This window comes from Streptomyces sp. NPDC055025 (assembly GCF_053608565.1).
The window spans coordinates 140,645-155,568 of the sequence record NZ_JBSGVS010000011.1 but is presented as its reverse complement, the minus strand read 5'-3'; the positions used below and the strand labels follow the sequence as shown (position 1 = coordinate 155,568).

The window sequence follows — 14,924 nt, the reverse complement described above, 5'->3', positions numbered from 1 at the left end:
GACGCCGGTCAAGGCGTCCGGGCCCCTCTGTGTGCCTGTGGCCCTGAGACGGGCCTCTGTGCCGCGTGCCGCCCCGGGGGTCGGTACGTCCGTACGTCCCGTCCCTGAAGGGTGCGGTTCAGGCGGGCTGGTGCGTGGCGACCAGCGCCACCGCCGCCACCAGCAGGACGAGCAGCGTCAGCAGGGCCACCGGGCTCAGGCCGCCCAGGGGGCCCTGCTGCTGAAGTCGCTCCCTGTTGGCACGGCAGACGCGGCACCTGCCCTCGCTGACGGGTCCCGCGCAGTTGGCGCACACCAATCGGTCGTAGGTCATGCGCATTCCTCCTCACCGCGCGGCGGAGCCGCAGCCAGTGTCTCTCCGCTCAACGCTCCGGGAAACACGATCGTTCCCCACCCCACTGTGCCAGTTCCCGACGCTTTCGGCGCGGCCGGTGGCATACCGGCGGGCCCATCACCGCTGGCGGTCACCGCGCATCCGTGATAAAGCGCCCCAAGACCGGACGTACCGCCGGTGCCCGTCCCGTCCCAACCCCGGACGCGGACTGCGCGGCCCTGTCCGCTTCGCGTAAGGTCTCGCACACCTACTGCCTCACTCCCCACCCTCTCCCTCACCCACTCCCGTACTCCCGTATCTTCCGGCCGACCGTGTGTGGTGCATCCCGTGATCCGATTCGACAACGTCTCCAAGACCTATCCGAAGCAGAACCGTCCGGCCCTGCGTGATGTCTCCCTCGAAATCGAGAAGGGGGAGTTCGTCTTCCTGGTCGGCTCGTCCGGCTCCGGCAAGTCGACCTTCCTGAGACTGCTCCTGCGTGAGGAGCGCACCAGCCACGGCATGGTGCATGTCCTCGGCAAGGACCTCGCGCGCCTGTCCAACTGGAAGGTGCCGCAGATGCGCCGCCAGCTCGGCACCGTGTTCCAGGACTTCCGGCTGCTGCCGAACAAGACCGTCGCCGAGAACGTGGCCTTCGCCCAGGAGGTCATCGGCAAGTCCCGCGGCGAGATCCGCAAGTCCGTCCCCCAGGTCCTCGACCTCGTCGGTCTCGGCGGCAAGGAGGACCGGATGCCCGGCGAGCTCTCCGGTGGTGAGCAGCAGCGCGTCGCGATCGCGCGGGCCTTCGTCAACCGTCCGCTGCTGCTGATCGCGGACGAGCCGACCGGAAACCTGGACCCCCAGACCTCCGTCGGCATCATGAAGCTGCTGGACCGTATCAACCGCACAGGCACCACCGTCGTGATGGCGACCCACGACCAGAACATCGTCGACCAGATGCGCAAGCGTGTGATCGAGCTGGAAAAGGGCCGGCTGGTGCGCGACCAGGCGCGCGGCGTCTACGGCTACCAGCACTGAGCACCGAAAGCTGAATCGAAAAGCTGAAAGGACGCCATGCGCGCCCAGTTCGTCCTGTCGGAGATCGGCGTCGGTCTCCGTCGCAATCTCACGATGACCTTCGCCGTCATCGTCTCCGTAGCCCTCTCGCTCGCCCTGTTCGGCGGCGCGCTGCTCATGCGCGACCAGGTCAGCGTGATGAAGGACTACTGGTACGACAAGGTCAATGTCTCCATCTTCCTCTGCAACAAGTCCGACGCGACGACCGAGCCCAAATGCGTCAAGGGCGCGGTCACGGGTGAGCAGAAGAAGCAGATCGAGACCGATCTGAAGAAGATGGACATCGTCGAGACGGTCCATTACGAGACGGCCGACGAGGCGTACAAGCACTACAAGGAGAAGTACGGCGACTCCCCGATCGCCGGCTCGATCACCCCGGACCAGCTGCCGGAGTCCTTCCGGGTCAAGCTCAAGGACCCCGAGAAGTACCAGGTGGTGGCGACGGCCTTCGCGGGCCGGGACGGGGTCGAGTCCGTCCAGGACCAGCGGGACATCCTGGAGAACCTCTTCTCCCTGATGCAGGGCATGAATGTCGCGGCGCTGTGTGTGATGGCGCTGATGCTCGTCATCGCGCTGATGCTGATCGTCAACACCGTTCGGGTGTCGGCGTTCAGCAGGCGCCGGGAGACGGGGATCATGCGGCTGGTGGGCGCCTCCAGCTTCTACATCCAGATGCCGTTCATCATGGAGGCCGCGTTCGCCGGACTGATCGGCGGTGTGGTCGCCTGCGTGATGCTGATCCTGGGCCGCTACTTCCTCGTCGACAACGGTCTCGCCCTCGCCGACAAGATGCAGCTCGTCAACTTCATCGGCTGGGACGCCGTGCTCGCCAAGCTTCCGCTGGTGATCGCGATCGGTCTGCTGATGCCCGCCGTGGCCGCTTTCCTCGCGCTGCGCAAGTACCTCCGGGTGTGACAAGCGCCCCTGGCCGCGTCGGGGCAAGCCTCCTTCGGTTGTCCCGTGTTGTCCTAGACTCAACGCCATGTCAGGTTCCGAGTCGCACCATGGATCCTGCGGTTTCCGCCGCGGGGCGGCCCTGACAGTGCTGTTCGCGAGTGTCCTCGCCACGGCCGCCGCGACGGACTCGCTGCCGCGCGCCGAGGAGAGGACGGCCCGCGTCCCCGCCAGGACCGTCGCCGCCACGGCCGACCGGGAAGAGGTCGCCAGGGCGGCGGCCGAGGCCATGGCCGACGGGAAGTCCGCCACGGAGGCGGCCGAGGAGGTCGTCAGCCGCAGCGGCGACCGCTGGGGCGCGGTGTACGACAAGGACCAGTACGAGGAGTTCGAGCAGGCCCTCGACGGCACGTACACCGGGGTCGGGATCGGCGCCAGGCGGACGGCCGACGGGCTGATCGAGGTGACCCGGGTCCAGCCCGGTGGCCCGGCGGCCGAGGCCGGTATCGGGGCCGGCGACATCATCAGGACCGTCGACGGCGCGGGTGTCGCGCGACGGCCCGTGACCGAGGTCATGGCGCTGCTGCGCGGGGATACGAGGAGCCCGGGTGCGCGGGCCGCGTCCGGGACGGGGACCCGGGCGTCCGGATCGGGCACCGCGGGATCCACGGCCGCCGCCGTCGGGACCACCGTCGTCCTGGAGCTGGAGCGGGACGGGCACGCATGGTCGGAGAGCCTGCGCCGCGCCAGGCTCACCACCGGGTCCGTCACGGTCGACCGTATCGCCGGCGGTGTGCTGCGGATCACGGTCGAGGCGTTCACCAAGGGCTCGGGCAAGCGGGTACGGGACGCGGTGCTCGGCGCGCCCGAGGGCGTCGGCGTCCTGCTCGATCTGCGGGGCAACGCCGGAGGGCTGGTCACCGAGGCCGTCACGGCCGCCTCCGCCTTCCTCGACGGGGGCCTGGTCGCCACGTACGACATACGAGGTGAGCAGCGCGCCCTGTACGCGGCTCCCGGCGGTGACACCGGCCGGCCCGTGGTGGTGCTGGTCGACGGCGGCACGATGAGCGCCGCCGAACTGGTCACCGGCGCCCTCCAGGACCGCGGGCGGTCCGTCACGGTCGGCTCGCGCACCTTCGGCAAGGGTTCCGTGCAGATGCCGAGCCGGCTGCCCGACGGCTCCGTCGCCGAGCTGACCGTGGGTCATTACCGCACTCCGGCCGGCCATGGTGTGGACGGCCGCGGCGTCACCCCGGATCTGCTGGTGAGCGAACGCGCCCAGGAGCGGGCCACGACGGTGCTGAGCGGTCTCGGCGGCACACGGTAAAGAAGTTGCGCCGGGGTGCGAAAATGGCGGGACTATGGCTAAGGAAACAGGGCGCAAACTGATCGCGCAGAACAAGAAGGCGCGGCACGATTACCACGTTCTCGACACCTATGAGTGCGGTCTCGTGCTGACCGGCACCGAGGTGAAGTCCCTGCGCCAGGGGCGGGCCTCACTGGCGGACGGTTTCGTCCAGATCGACGGGCACGAGGCCTGGCTGCACAACGTGCATGTGCCCGAGTACAGCCAGGGCACCTGGACGAACCACACCGCCCGGCGCAAGCGCAAGCTGCTGATGCACCGCGCCGAGATCGACAAGCTGGAGTCCAAGTCGCAGGAGTCGGGTCACACGATCGTGCCCCTGGCCCTGTATTTCAAGGACGGCCGGGCCAAGGTCGAGATCGCGCTGGCGAAGGGCAAGAAGGAGTACGACAAGCGCCAGACGCTGCGCGAGAAGCAGGACCGCCGTGAGACGGACCGCGCGATCTCGGCGGTGAAGCGCCGCCAGCGGGCGTGAGCGACGGAGCCGGGCGCCCGTTGGTGCTCCGTCGGTGTCGGTGCCTCGTCGGTGCCCCGTCGGCGGAATACGCTGGCACCGTCGTGCGCTGATCACGTACGATGGGTTCGTACCCCACAGCGGGTGCGTGCTTCGAGAATCAACGATTGAAAACTCAACATGGGGATGATCGGTTTCGACAGCGGATGTCGAAGCAGGGGAAGCGAGCCGAGGAAGCGGCAATGATCTCGTTAACCATATGTCGCAAACAATAATCGCCACTTCTAAGCGCGATTCCTCCGCCTTCGCTCTCGCTGCCTAATCAGCAGCTAGCGAAGACTCCGCGGAGTGTCAGCCCGGGGCTGTTCCCGACCCGGATCCTGGCATCAACTAGGGAACTAAACCACTGAGCCCGGTCACGGGGAGCAGCGGGAAACCAAACAGTGACTGAGCCCGTCGGAGACTTGTCCGCGTGATCTCCGGGGCTGAGAAAAGCGAAGCGGACTGCGCTCGGAGAAGTCCTGGTTCCGCACCGTTGGACGCGGGTTCGATTCCCGCCATCTCCACAATTCCCATGTGAAGCACGACTGAGGCCCCGCTGCTCCGGCAGCGGGGCCTCAGTCATGCCCGGAGCCGCCGCCGATACGTCCACCGGGCGGCCGGGCGACGCCGCCGCCGGATGCGCGGAAGACAAGGATTGGCTTGATCTTTTCGCTGCGAGTCGGCTCCCCGCCGGTTCGTCGCCACTGTCACCGGACTGATGCACAGCAACCTCCGAAGCTGAACTCCCGCGCCGCCCCGCTGCGCTACATTCGTGGCTCGGGTGCGGTGTGGTAGGGGGGTGCTCGGTCCGGGTGGGGGCTCGGTCGCCGCAGTGATATCCAGCCAGCCGCGTGGGACGCCCTAATACTTTCAGTGGTGGGGGATGTGCGTAGCACGGTGGACAAATGGCGAGAAGATGCCCGAACAGGGCATATGCATGAGCCGAGTGATGTCACGGTCGAACTCGACGGCGTGGGCCGTCAGCTCTCCGAACTGCCCACGGGCACCCATCCCGCGCAGGAGTCGGGCCCGGCGCGGGAATCAGGTCCCGAGTCCGACGGCCCGGTGTTCGTCGACGCCAGTGGACGTCGCAGCAAGACATTCCGCAGGGCGGGCTGGATCGTCGCCATCGCCTGTGCCTGTTACGCGGTGATGCTGGTCGTCGCTCTGATCGGCGGCAGTTCCAGCGCGCCCTGGCTCCAGATACCGGGTCTCGCCGACGAGAAGAAGCCGGACACCGTCCAGATACAGCCGACGCCGACGACGAGCGAGTCCGCCGGCGCGACGCCCGGCCCGACGGATGCCACCCCCTCGCCGACCGATTCGAACGGCGAGATCGTTCCACGGCCCTCGGAGAGCGTCAGCACCGACGCCTCGGGTCTGCCCGTACCAGGGACCTCCGCCTCGTCGAAGCCGCCCGCCGATTCGGCCGGCGGTACGGGCGGCACCGATCCGGATCCCTCGACACCGCCCGGGACCGGCGGTGATCCGGGCGGGGACAGCGGCGGGACCGGCGGCGAACCCCCCACGGGGACGAGCCCGGATCCCGACCCGCCCACCACCGAGCCCGGCTCACCGCCCGTCGAGACACCACCGGTGACCGGCGGTCAGCCGGGAGAGGGCCAGCCGATGGCCATGGCCATGGAAGGCGCACGCTAGATGACCCACACCGGCGGATCCACCGGCAGACAGGCTCGGCGGAAGAACGGCGGCCAGAACGGCGGCCACACCCGGCACAGCGCGCGTCGCACCAAGGCCGCGCGGGTCAGGCGCCATCGGCTGCCCATGCGGTACCTGCTCCCCTCGCTCATCCTCGTCGCGCTGTTCGCGATGCTGATGCTGCGCGGCTATGTGCACAGCGAGATCCTCGCCGACCATCGCGTACGCGAGTCCGTCGACGCCGATCAGGTGCCCAAGCGGATCCTCAAGGGCGGCCCGGTCATCGACGCGCGGGGCACCACCCCCGCCAGGGCGCTGAACATCCCGGACCACAGGATCGTCCTCACCTTCGACGACGGCCCCGACCCGGTATGGACCCCCCAGGTCCTCGACGAGCTGAAGGAGCACGACGCCCACGGCGTCTTCTTCGTCACCGGCACCATGGCCTCCCGCTATCCGGCCCTGGTGAAGCGGATGGTGGACGAGGGCCACGAGATCGGGCTGCACACCTTCAACCATCCCGACCTCTCCTTCCAGACGAAGTCGCGGATCGACTGGGAGCTGTCGCAGAACCAGCTCGCGCTCGCGGGCGCGGCCGACATCCGCACCTCGCTCTTCCGGCCGCCGTACTCGTCGTTCTCCTCCGCCATGGACAACAAGTCCTGGCCGGTCGCCGAGTACATCGGCAGCCTCGGCTACATCACCGTTCTCGACAGCACCGACAGCGAGGACTGGAAGCGCCCCGGCGTCGAGGCGATCAGCCGTAACGCCACCCCGAAGGACGGCAAGGGCGCGATCGTGCTGATGCACGACTCCGGCGGCGACCGTTCGCAGACAGTCGCCGCGCTGGGGCGGTTCCTGCCGGAGATGCGGGAGAAGGGGTACGAGTTCACCACGGTCACCGAGGCACTCGGCGCCCCCAGCGCCCATACCCCGGTCACCGGCGCGGCCCTGTGGAAGGGCAAGGCCTGGGTCGGAGCCGTCGCCCTCTCGGACAACATCACCGGCGTCCTGGTCGTCGGGCTCTCCGTGATCGGCGTGCTGGTCTTCGTACGGTTCGGTCTGATGCTGGTGCTCTCCTTCGCGCACGCGCGCCGGGTGCGCCGGCGCGGCTTCACCTGGGGGCGGCCCGTCACCGAACCGGTGACCGTGCTGGTGCCCGCGTACAACGAACGCGAGTGCATAGCCAACACGGTGCGCTCGCTGATGGAGAGCGACCATCCCGTCGAGGTCATCGTCATCGACGACGGCTCGACCGACGGGACCGCGGACATCGTCGAGGCGCTCTGGCTGCCCAATGTCCATGTCGTGCGCCAGGTGAACGGCGGCAAGCCGGCCGCCCTCAACAACGGCATCGCGCACGCCACACACGATCTGATCGTGATGATGGACGGCGACACCGTCTTCGAGCCGTCCACCGTCCGGGAACTGGTGCAGCCCTTCGGCGATCCGCGCGTCGGCGCGGTCGCCGGCAACGCCAAGGTCGGCAACCGCGACAGCCTCATCGGGGCCTGGCAGCACATCGAGTATGTGATGGGCTTCAACCTCGACCGCCGCATGTACGACATGCTGCGCTGCATGCCCACCATCCCGGGCGCGGTCGGGGCCTTCCGGCGCGAGGCGCTGGAGCGGGTGGGCGGGATGAGCGAGGACACCCTCGCCGAGGACACCGACATCACCATGGCCATGCACCGCGACGGCTGGCAGGTGGTCTACGCCGAGCGCGCCCGTGCCTGGACCGAGGCCCCGGAGTCGGTGCAGCAGCTCTGGTCGCAGCGCTACCGCTGGAGCTACGGCACGATGCAGGCGATCTGGAAGCACCGCCGCGCCCTCGTCGAGCGCGGTCCTTCCGGCCGCTTCGGGCGGGTCGGGCTGCCGCTGGTCTCGCTCTTCATGGTGCTGGCGCCGCTGCTGGCCCCGCTGATCGATGTGTTCCTGCTGTACGGGCTGGTCTTCGGCCCCACCGAGAAGACGATCGTGGCCTGGCTCGGCGTACTGCTCATCCAGGCCGTCTGCGCCGCGTACGCCTTCCGGCTCGACGGGGAACGTATGACCCATCTGATCTCGCTGCCCCTCCAGCAGATCCTGTACCGGCAGCTCATGTACGTGGTGCTGCTCCAGTCCTGGATCACCGCGCTCACCGGTGGCCGGCTGCGGTGGCAGAAGCTGCGCCGTACCGGAGTGGTGGAGGCGCCCGGCTCGATCCCGGGCCCGCGCGGGCGCGACGCGGATCGGAGGCCTGTCGCGTGAACGCTCATTCCGTCGGCACCGGGGGAGTGCCCCGGGCGAAGCACAAGGCGCCGGCGCACGGTCCCTCGCACAGTCCGGCGCAGGAGTCGGCGCACGGGTCGGCGCACGGCCAGGATCCGGCGGCCTCGGATCCGGCGTCCGGCGCGGCGTCCGGCGCGGCTTCGGGCCCGGCGTTCGGCGGGCGGGACCGCTATCTGGATCTGCTGCGGGCGATCGCGCTCGTCAGGGTCGTGGTCTTCCATGTCTTCGGCTGGGCCTGGCTGACGATCCTCTTCCCCTCCATGGGCGTCATGTTCGCGCTCGCCGGATCGCTGATGGCCCGCTCCCTGTCGAAGCGGCCCCCGTGGAGCGTCATCCGCGGCAGGCTGCGCAGACTGCTCCCGCCGGTGTGGGCGTTCGCGCTGGTCGTCGTACCGCTGATGTTCGTACTGGGCTGGCGGCCGGCCAGGGAGGAGGGGCTGTGGTGGTTCCTCAGACTGGCCAACTACATCGTCCCGATCGGCGCCCCGCCGTACCCCTACGAGAGCGGCTCCCCGAGCGGGCTGCTGGAGGAGACCTGGGCCGAGCAGGCGGCCGGTCCGCTCTGGTACATCCGCGCCTATCTCTGGTTCGTCGTCGCCTCCCCGCTGCTGCTGTGGATGTTCCGCAAGGTGCCGTGGGCGGCACTGCTCCTTCCCGTCGCGCTCACCGCCGTCATCGGCTCGGGCCTGGTGGAGATCCCCGGCGAGACCGGTGAGGCAGTCTCCGACTTCGCGGTCTACGGTGCCTGCTGGGTCCTCGGCTTCGCCCACAACGACGGCGCGTTCCGCAAGGTCCCGCGGTACATCACGGTCTCGCTGGCCACGTTCGCGATGGCCTTCGCCCTGTGGTGGGCCTCGGGCCATCTCACCGACGAGGGCTGGAATCTGGACGAGATCCCGCTCGCCCAGGCGATGTGGTCGCTGGGCTTCTGCGCGATCCTGCTCCAGTACTCACCGTCGTGGCGGGAACTCCCGGGCCGACTCGGGCAGTTCGACACCGTGATCACGCTCGCCAACAACCGTGCCGTGACGATCTATCTCTGGCACAACCTGTTGATACTGGCGACGGTTCCGATCATCGACCAGCTCTGGTCCATCCCGGGCATCGACGCGTACTCCGCCGAACTGGACTCCGCGTACACGGCCCTGATGCTGGTGCTGGTCTGGCCCCTGATCGCTCTGATGATCATGGTGATCGGCTGGGTGGAGGACGTGGCGGCGAAACGCGCGCCGCGTCTGTGGCCGAACGGAGCGAAGCAGGCCCGGGAGCGCGCGGCCCGGGAGCGCGCGGCCCGGAGCTGAAGTCGGGGGCCGGGGACCGGTATTGGTCCATGCCTGGTGTGGGGGCCCGGACCGGTGTCGCGGGGCGATGATTCGTCCCGCGTTCGCCGTCCCCACGCCCTCGGTTCATCCGGCGTCGACAGCATCGGCCTACTTGACCGGCAGTTCCGTCGGAAGACCCCTGAGGAGCCGTGTGAAGATCCTCCGCAAGATCTCGTCCCGTATGAGGAGTGCCTCCGGGAAGCCGCGGTCCCGCGGACCGGCCGTCGCGCCGCGCGGGACCCGGATACGCGATCTCGACGAGGCGAACCGGCGGACGGGGAAGGAGGCCGCCCGAGTCCGGCCGACCACGACCTCCGAGATCCTCAAGAACCACCGCAAGGCGTTTCCCTACCAGGGGTGGGTGGAGATCGAGTCCGGCCTCTGTCCTCCGTTCGTCATGTTCTGCGCGAACGACGAGGCCGTGGCCCTCGACACCGTCTGGAACGGCCGCTTCGCCTATGAGATGGGGAGCCTGCACCACTGGAGCCGACTGGCCGCCGCCAGCCGTACGGTGCTCGACGTCGGCGCGCATGTCGGGTACTACGCGATGATCGCGGCCCTCTCCAATCCCAGGGCCACCGTGCACGCCTTCGAGCCGGTGCCTCCCATCCACGCCAGGCTGGCCGTCAACCACCGGGCGAACGGTGTCGGGAATCTCGTGCTGCACCAGCGAGGCGTCTCGGACGAAGCGGGAAGGGCGGACATCAACATCCGCTTTCCGCTGGCGGGTCTGCTCTCCACCGGCTCCTCGCTGGAGGAGTTCGCCAAGCGGCCGGCCAGCGCCTTCACCGCGCGCGTTCAGCTCGTCACCCTGGACGAGACGCTGGGGGTCACTCCCGTCGACCTGATCAAGATCGACGTCGAGGGGCACGAGCCCAGCGTCCTGGACGGAGCGCGGCACATCATCGAGCGCGACCGGCCCGTCATCATTCTCGAAGCCCTCGCGTCGACGCCGATGGAAGAACTCACCGGGCCCTTCGCGGATCTCGACTACACGTTCCGCTGGATCTCGGAGGCGGACCGCCGTCTCGTCCCGATCGCCGAGGGGCGCCCCGGCAAGAGCCGGAACCTGATCTTCGCGCCGCGGGAGAACGAGTACGCCTGAGGGCTGGGGCCTGGGACTTCTGAAGGTCCTGACGGACCTGACGGCCGGACCTGACGGCGCGGCGGATGTACGCGGGCGGGGCGCGTACATCCGCCGCCCGGCGGACGGGCATGCCCCGGTGAACACGGCCCGACGCCATGGCCCGACGAGACCGGGTGGTCCGCTGCTCGCGCCGGTCAGTCCGCTGCCAGCAGGGGGAAGAGGCGTGCCACCGCGGCCACCGGCACGGCGTCGGCGGGGCGGGCCGAGGGATGCTCGTCCCGCTCCCGGTACCCCGCCAGGAGCCCGCGGATGGCGCCTGCGAGCCCGGCCATCTCGGCGGGGGTGAGGTGGACGACGGCGCTGAAGGCCTCGTCGTGCCGCCATTCGCCCGGCGCCTGTGCCCGGTGGGCGAGCCAGCGCTGGTAGCTCTCGTCCTCCAGGCCTCGCGCCAGCGTGTCGAACCGCGCCGGTTCTTCCTGTCCCTGTTCCCGCCGCCGTGCCTGTTCCGTCCGGCCCGGTTCCGGCTGCTCCGACTCCGGCCGTTCCGGGGCCGGCCGTTCCTGGTCCTCCCCCTCCCAGCGCAGCCGCCACGGTCGCGCGCGCCCGCCGCTGTGCGGGACCTCCTCGATCAGTCCGTGCCGGGCGAGCTGGCGCAGATGGAACGAGCAGAGTCCCGAACTGTGCCCGAGACGTCTCGCCGCCTCGGTGGAGGTGACGGTGCCGGCCTCGGCGAGCAGATCCAGCAGCGCGACACGGACCGGATGGTCCGGCAGCGACGCGGCCGGGCGGCTCTTCTGGTGCTCGCTGGTGCTCACTTTGCAAAGGATGCTACTTTGCAAAGCGCTTGGCAACCGTGACGGACGGAAGGTGTTGATCGGCGTGGCTGTGCGGCTCGATGGGCTCGATGAGGGAGCGTCACCGGACCGCCGGGTGCGGGTCCAGGGCGAGCCGGTGGACTCGTATCCGCGTCCGGCACCGGAGGCCGAGCGGGGCGCGGTACGTCGTATCACCGTCATCGGCGAGGAGATCCTGAGCCGCCGGTGCCGTGACGTCACGGAGTTCGGCACACCGGAGCTGTCCCGGCTCGTCGACGACATGTTCGCCACCCTGCATGTCGCGGAGGGCGCCGGTCTGGCCGCCAACCAGGTCGACGTGGATCTGCGGCTCTTCGTCTGGGACTGCACGGACGAGTGGGGTGTCCGCCATGTCGGGCACATCGCCAATCCCGTCCTGGACGAGCCTCCGACAGCCGGGCGCAGGCTGCTTGAGGAAGGGGAGGGCTGTCTCTCCGTCCCCGGCCCCTACCGGACCGTCCCCCGTCCCGACCACGCGGTCGCCCGGGGGTACGACAAGGACGGGAAGCCCTTGGTGATCGAGGGTTCCGGCTATTTCGCCCGGTGTCTGGAGCACGAGACCGAACACCTCGATGGGCGGCTGTACGTGGACCGGCTCGGCCGGCGGGAGCGGCAGGTGACCCTGCGTGAGATGGCCGGGTCCATGGACGGTGTCCTCGCGCGCCGGACCGCCCGCGCCGGGGCACGGGACAATCGGTCCTAGGACGCGTCCGCCGTGTTTCCGTTCCTGCCTTCCGTGTGCTCCGTTCCGGTCCGGCCTGGGCGGTACAGCGGTATACCTTCGCGGGGCGCGGGCCGGAACCGTACCGGCGGAGCGGGAGTCCAGGTCCGGCCGCGCACAGGGGCGAGCCGTGGAAGCCCGGTTGTTCGTAACAACGGGGAAATGCCGGCGCATCGGGCCTGTCACGCGCCGTTGACAGGCTCGGTGCCCTCCGGTGAGCGGGAGGTGGAGGCATGGACGGCCGACAGCACGGCCCCCTCGCGGGATTCACGATCGGCGTCACGGCCGCCCGGCGCGCCGATGAACTGGGCGCGCTGCTCCAGCGGCGCGGCGGCTCCGTCGTGCACGCCCCCGCGTTGCGGATCGTACGGCTCGCCGATGACAGCGAACTCCTCGCCGCCACCAAGGAACTGATCGACAACGTCCCCGATGTGGTCGTGGCGACGACGGCGATCGGCTTCCGGGGCTGGATCGAGGCGGCCGACGGCTGGGGCCACGGCGAGGAACTGCTCGCCTGCCTGCGCGGGGTCGAACTGCTCGCCCGGGGGCCCAAGGTGAAGGGCGCCATCCGGGCCGCCGGTCTGGTCGAGGCCTGGTCGCCCGGCTCCGAGTCGATGGCCGAGGTGCTCGACCGGCTGCTCGGGGAAGGGGTCGAGGGCCGGCGGGTCGCGCTGCAACTGCACGGCGAACCCCTGCCCGGATTCGTGGAGTCGCTACGGGCCGGGGGCGCCGATGTCGTCGTCGTACCCGTCTACCGCTGGATGCCCCCGGAGGATCTCGCCCCGGTCGACCGGCTCATCGACGCGACCGTCGCCCGCGCCGTGGACGCCGTCACCTTCACCAGCGCGCCGGCCGCCGCCGCGCTGCTCTCCCGCGCCGGGGAGCGCGGCCGACTGCCCGCGCTGCTCGACGCCCTGCACCACGATGTGCTGGCGGCCTGTGTGGGGCCCGTCACCGCGCTGCCGCTCCAGGCGCGCAGGATCGACACCGTCCAGCCGGAGCGCTTCCGGCTCGGACCGCTCGTCCAGGTGCTCTGCGCGGAACTGCCCGCGCGTGCCCGAGCACTGCCGGTCGCGGGCCGCCGGGTCGAGATCCGGGGCCATGCCGTGCTGGTCGACGGTGAGCTGCGGCCGGTGCCGCCGGCGGGGATGGCGCTGCTGAACGCCCTGGCCCGCAGGCCCGGCTGGGTCGTCTCCCGGGCGGAGCTGCTGCGCGCGCTGCCGGGCGCGGGCCGTGACGAGCACGCCGTGGAGACCGCGATGGCCCGGCTGCGGACCGCGCTGGGCGAGCCCAAGCTGATCCACACCGTGGTCAAGCGCGGCTACCGGCTCGCGCTGGACCCGGCGGCGGACTCCAAGTACGCGGACGCGTGAGCGGGCGGACACCGGCGGTGCGCTCCGGTACGGGTGCGGGTACGGGTGCGGGTACGGGTGCCACGAGTGCGAGCGACCGGGGCATGGCTGCCAGGGGTACGGGTGCCACGGTCCGCGCGGTGCGGGTGGGTTCTCGGGTACGGGTGTCCTCCGTGAGGCCCTCTGGTACTTCGCGGCGCCGTCGGTACCGTACGGGGAATGGCCCCCCACTCCTCCGTCCGCCTCAGACCCTCGGGCCCCGACGACGCCGGACCCGTCGCCGAGGCACTGGCCCGCAATCGCGGCCATCTGCGTCCCTGGGAGCCCCACCGCCCCGCGGACTACTTCACGGCGCGGTTCCAGGCCGACCGGCTCGCCGATGCCTCCGCGCGCCGCTGGCTGCTCGCCGACGGCACGCGCGTCGTCGGTGAGGCCACGCTCTCCAGCATCGCCCTCGGCGCCTTCCGCAACGCGATCCTCGGCTACTGGATCGACGCGGCGTATCTGAACCGGGGCCTCGCCACCCGCGCCGTCCGGGAGGTCTGCCGCGCGGCCCGCGACGAGTTGGGCCTGCACCGGGTCGAGGCGGGCACACTGCTCGCCAACGCGGCCTCGCAACGGGTGCTGCGCAAATGCGGTTTCGAGCTGTTCGGCACCGCGCCGCTCTATCTTCATATCGACGGAGAGTGGCGGGACCATCATCTCTTCCAGCGCATTCTGCACAACGGCCCGCCGAACCAGGCCTCCTGAGCTTCCTGCCGGGTTCCGGCCCCGACGTCCCGGGCCGGTAGCAGGGGTTCCGGCCGTGTCCGGGGGCAGGCACTCTGAGAAGGAAGGCACCCAACCGGTGAACCCGAGGCGGTGACGGGCATGGCGGCGGGCATGAGCTCGTACGAGTGGCGGTTCGACTCCGGGCGCGTCTGCCTGGATCTGGTGGCCACGGCGGAGCCGACCTCCAGAGGGTGTGAGCAACTCGACGGAGCAGTCCCGCTCCGCGGGTGGCTGATCGGCGCCGGACTGGTGCCCAAGGGAACCCCGCTGCGGGCCGTGGACGCCTGCTGGGTCCGGTCCTTCGCCGAACTGCGCGACGGTGTGGGGCAGTTGGTACGTGCCCAGATCGACGGCCGGGACGCGGCCGGTGCCCTGGAGCGGATCAACGCGCTGGCCGCGGGGGCGCCGCCGGGGATCAGGGCCGTACGGGACGAGCACGGCGCGCTCGTACGGGCGCTGAGCACCGAGCCCGAGTGCGACGCGCTGCTGGCGGCCGTGGCCAGGGACGCGGTGGAATTGCTCACCGACCCCGCGGCGCGGGCCAGACTGCGGCAGTGCGAGGGTGACACCTGCCGACGGGTCTATCTGGACACCTCACGGGGGCGACGGCGCCGCTGGTGCTCCAGCGAGGTCTGCGGCAACCGCGAACGGGTCGCCAGGCACCGCCGCCGGGCGGCCCTCTCCCGCGCCTAGGCCCTGTCCGTCCGGACGGGGTCCGCGACCGCACGGTTCCGACCGGAT

General features: G+C 70.2%; 14 protein-coding genes and 1 other RNA gene. 13 read left to right on the top strand and 2 right to left on the bottom strand.

The annotated features are described in order from the left end of the window. Positions 1 to 118: 118 nt before the first annotated feature. Positions 119 to 313 carry a hypothetical protein gene (locus ACWGDX_RS09955; protein WP_363081856.1) on the bottom strand — a complete coding sequence of 65 codons (195 nt, stop codon included), beginning with the start codon at positions 311 to 313 and terminating at the stop codon, positions 119 to 121. 348 nt (positions 314 to 661) lie between these two features. Between ACWGDX_RS09955 and ftsE the strand changes: the two genes are divergently transcribed. The 9 genes from ftsE (at position 662) to ACWGDX_RS09910 (ending at position 10,503) form a co-directional block, all read left to right on the top strand. Beyond that, positions 662 to 1,351, top strand: coding sequence for a cell division ATP-binding protein FtsE (gene ftsE / locus ACWGDX_RS09950; RefSeq protein ID WP_046503740.1), 690 nt, complete (start codon positions 662 to 664; stop codon positions 1,349 to 1,351). A gap of 36 nt (positions 1,352 to 1,387) precedes the next feature. After that, positions 1,388 to 2,305, top strand: a complete 918-nt coding sequence (ftsX, locus tag ACWGDX_RS09945; protein ID WP_453623969.1) for a permease-like cell division protein FtsX — start codon at positions 1,388 to 1,390, stop codon at positions 2,303 to 2,305. Positions 2,306 to 2,372: 67 nt separating this feature from the next. Further along, complete coding sequence (locus tag ACWGDX_RS09940; RefSeq protein ID WP_453623967.1) at positions 2,373 to 3,611, top strand: S41 family peptidase; 1,239 nt, start codon at positions 2,373 to 2,375, stop codon at positions 3,609 to 3,611. A 34-nt stretch (positions 3,612 to 3,645) separates the two neighbouring features. Next, positions 3,646 to 4,125, top strand: coding sequence for an SsrA-binding protein SmpB (gene smpB, locus ACWGDX_RS09935; RefSeq protein WP_363081859.1), 480 nt, complete (start codon positions 3,646 to 3,648; stop codon positions 4,123 to 4,125). A 161-nt stretch (positions 4,126 to 4,286) separates the two neighbouring features. After that, positions 4,287 to 4,673, top strand: a transfer-messenger RNA (tmRNA) gene (gene ssrA, locus ACWGDX_RS09930). A gap of 406 nt (positions 4,674 to 5,079) precedes the next feature. Further along, on the top strand, positions 5,080 to 5,805 hold the full coding sequence (locus ACWGDX_RS09925) for a hypothetical protein (protein ID WP_453623965.1): 726 nt from the start codon (positions 5,080 to 5,082) through the stop codon (positions 5,803 to 5,805). A 126-nt stretch (positions 5,806 to 5,931) separates the two neighbouring features. Further along, a complete protein-coding gene (locus ACWGDX_RS09920) occupies positions 5,932 to 8,055 on the top strand; it encodes a bifunctional polysaccharide deacetylase/glycosyltransferase family 2 protein (RefSeq protein ID WP_453623986.1) in 2,124 nt (707 codons plus the stop codon). After that, positions 8,052 to 9,377, top strand: a complete 1,326-nt coding sequence (locus ACWGDX_RS09915) for an acyltransferase family protein (RefSeq protein WP_453623963.1) — start codon at positions 8,052 to 8,054, stop codon at positions 9,375 to 9,377. Before ACWGDX_RS09920 ends, ACWGDX_RS09915 begins: the two co-directional genes overlap by 4 nt. A 172-nt stretch (positions 9,378 to 9,549) precedes the next feature. Next, positions 9,550 to 10,503: an FkbM family methyltransferase gene (locus ACWGDX_RS09910; protein ID WP_453623961.1), complete on the top strand. Its 954-nt coding sequence runs from the start codon at positions 9,550 to 9,552 to the stop codon at positions 10,501 to 10,503. A 176-nt stretch (positions 10,504 to 10,679) separates the two neighbouring features. On the opposite strand, the gene ACWGDX_RS09905 is transcribed toward ACWGDX_RS09910, so the two are convergent. After that, on the bottom strand, positions 10,680 to 11,300 hold the full coding sequence (locus tag ACWGDX_RS09905; RefSeq protein WP_453623959.1) for a winged helix-turn-helix domain-containing protein: 621 nt from the start codon (positions 11,298 to 11,300) through the stop codon (positions 10,680 to 10,682). Positions 11,301 to 11,364: 64 nt separating this feature from the next. On the opposite strand from ACWGDX_RS09905, the gene def reads away from it, so the two are divergent. The 4 genes from def to ACWGDX_RS09885 all read left to right on the top strand — a co-directional run bounded on the left by def (position 11,365) and on the right by ACWGDX_RS09885 (position 14,876). After that, positions 11,365 to 12,042 (top strand): peptide deformylase, encoded by a 678-nt coding sequence (def, locus tag ACWGDX_RS09900; RefSeq protein WP_453623957.1) that lies wholly within the window; start codon positions 11,365 to 11,367, stop codon positions 12,040 to 12,042. Between the two features lie 251 nt (positions 12,043 to 12,293). After that, a complete protein-coding gene (locus ACWGDX_RS09895) occupies positions 12,294 to 13,433 on the top strand; it encodes a uroporphyrinogen-III synthase (protein WP_453623955.1) in 1,140 nt (379 codons plus the stop codon). Between the two features lie 198 nt (positions 13,434 to 13,631). Beyond that, entirely contained in the window at positions 13,632 to 14,162 is a 531-nt protein-coding gene (locus ACWGDX_RS09890) for a GNAT family N-acetyltransferase (RefSeq protein ID WP_453623954.1), read from the top strand. A gap of 120 nt (positions 14,163 to 14,282) precedes the next feature. Then, positions 14,283 to 14,876 (top strand): CGNR zinc finger domain-containing protein, encoded by a 594-nt coding sequence (locus tag ACWGDX_RS09885; protein ID WP_453623952.1) that lies wholly within the window; start codon positions 14,283 to 14,285, stop codon positions 14,874 to 14,876. Positions 14,877 to 14,924 lie beyond the last annotated feature (48 nt).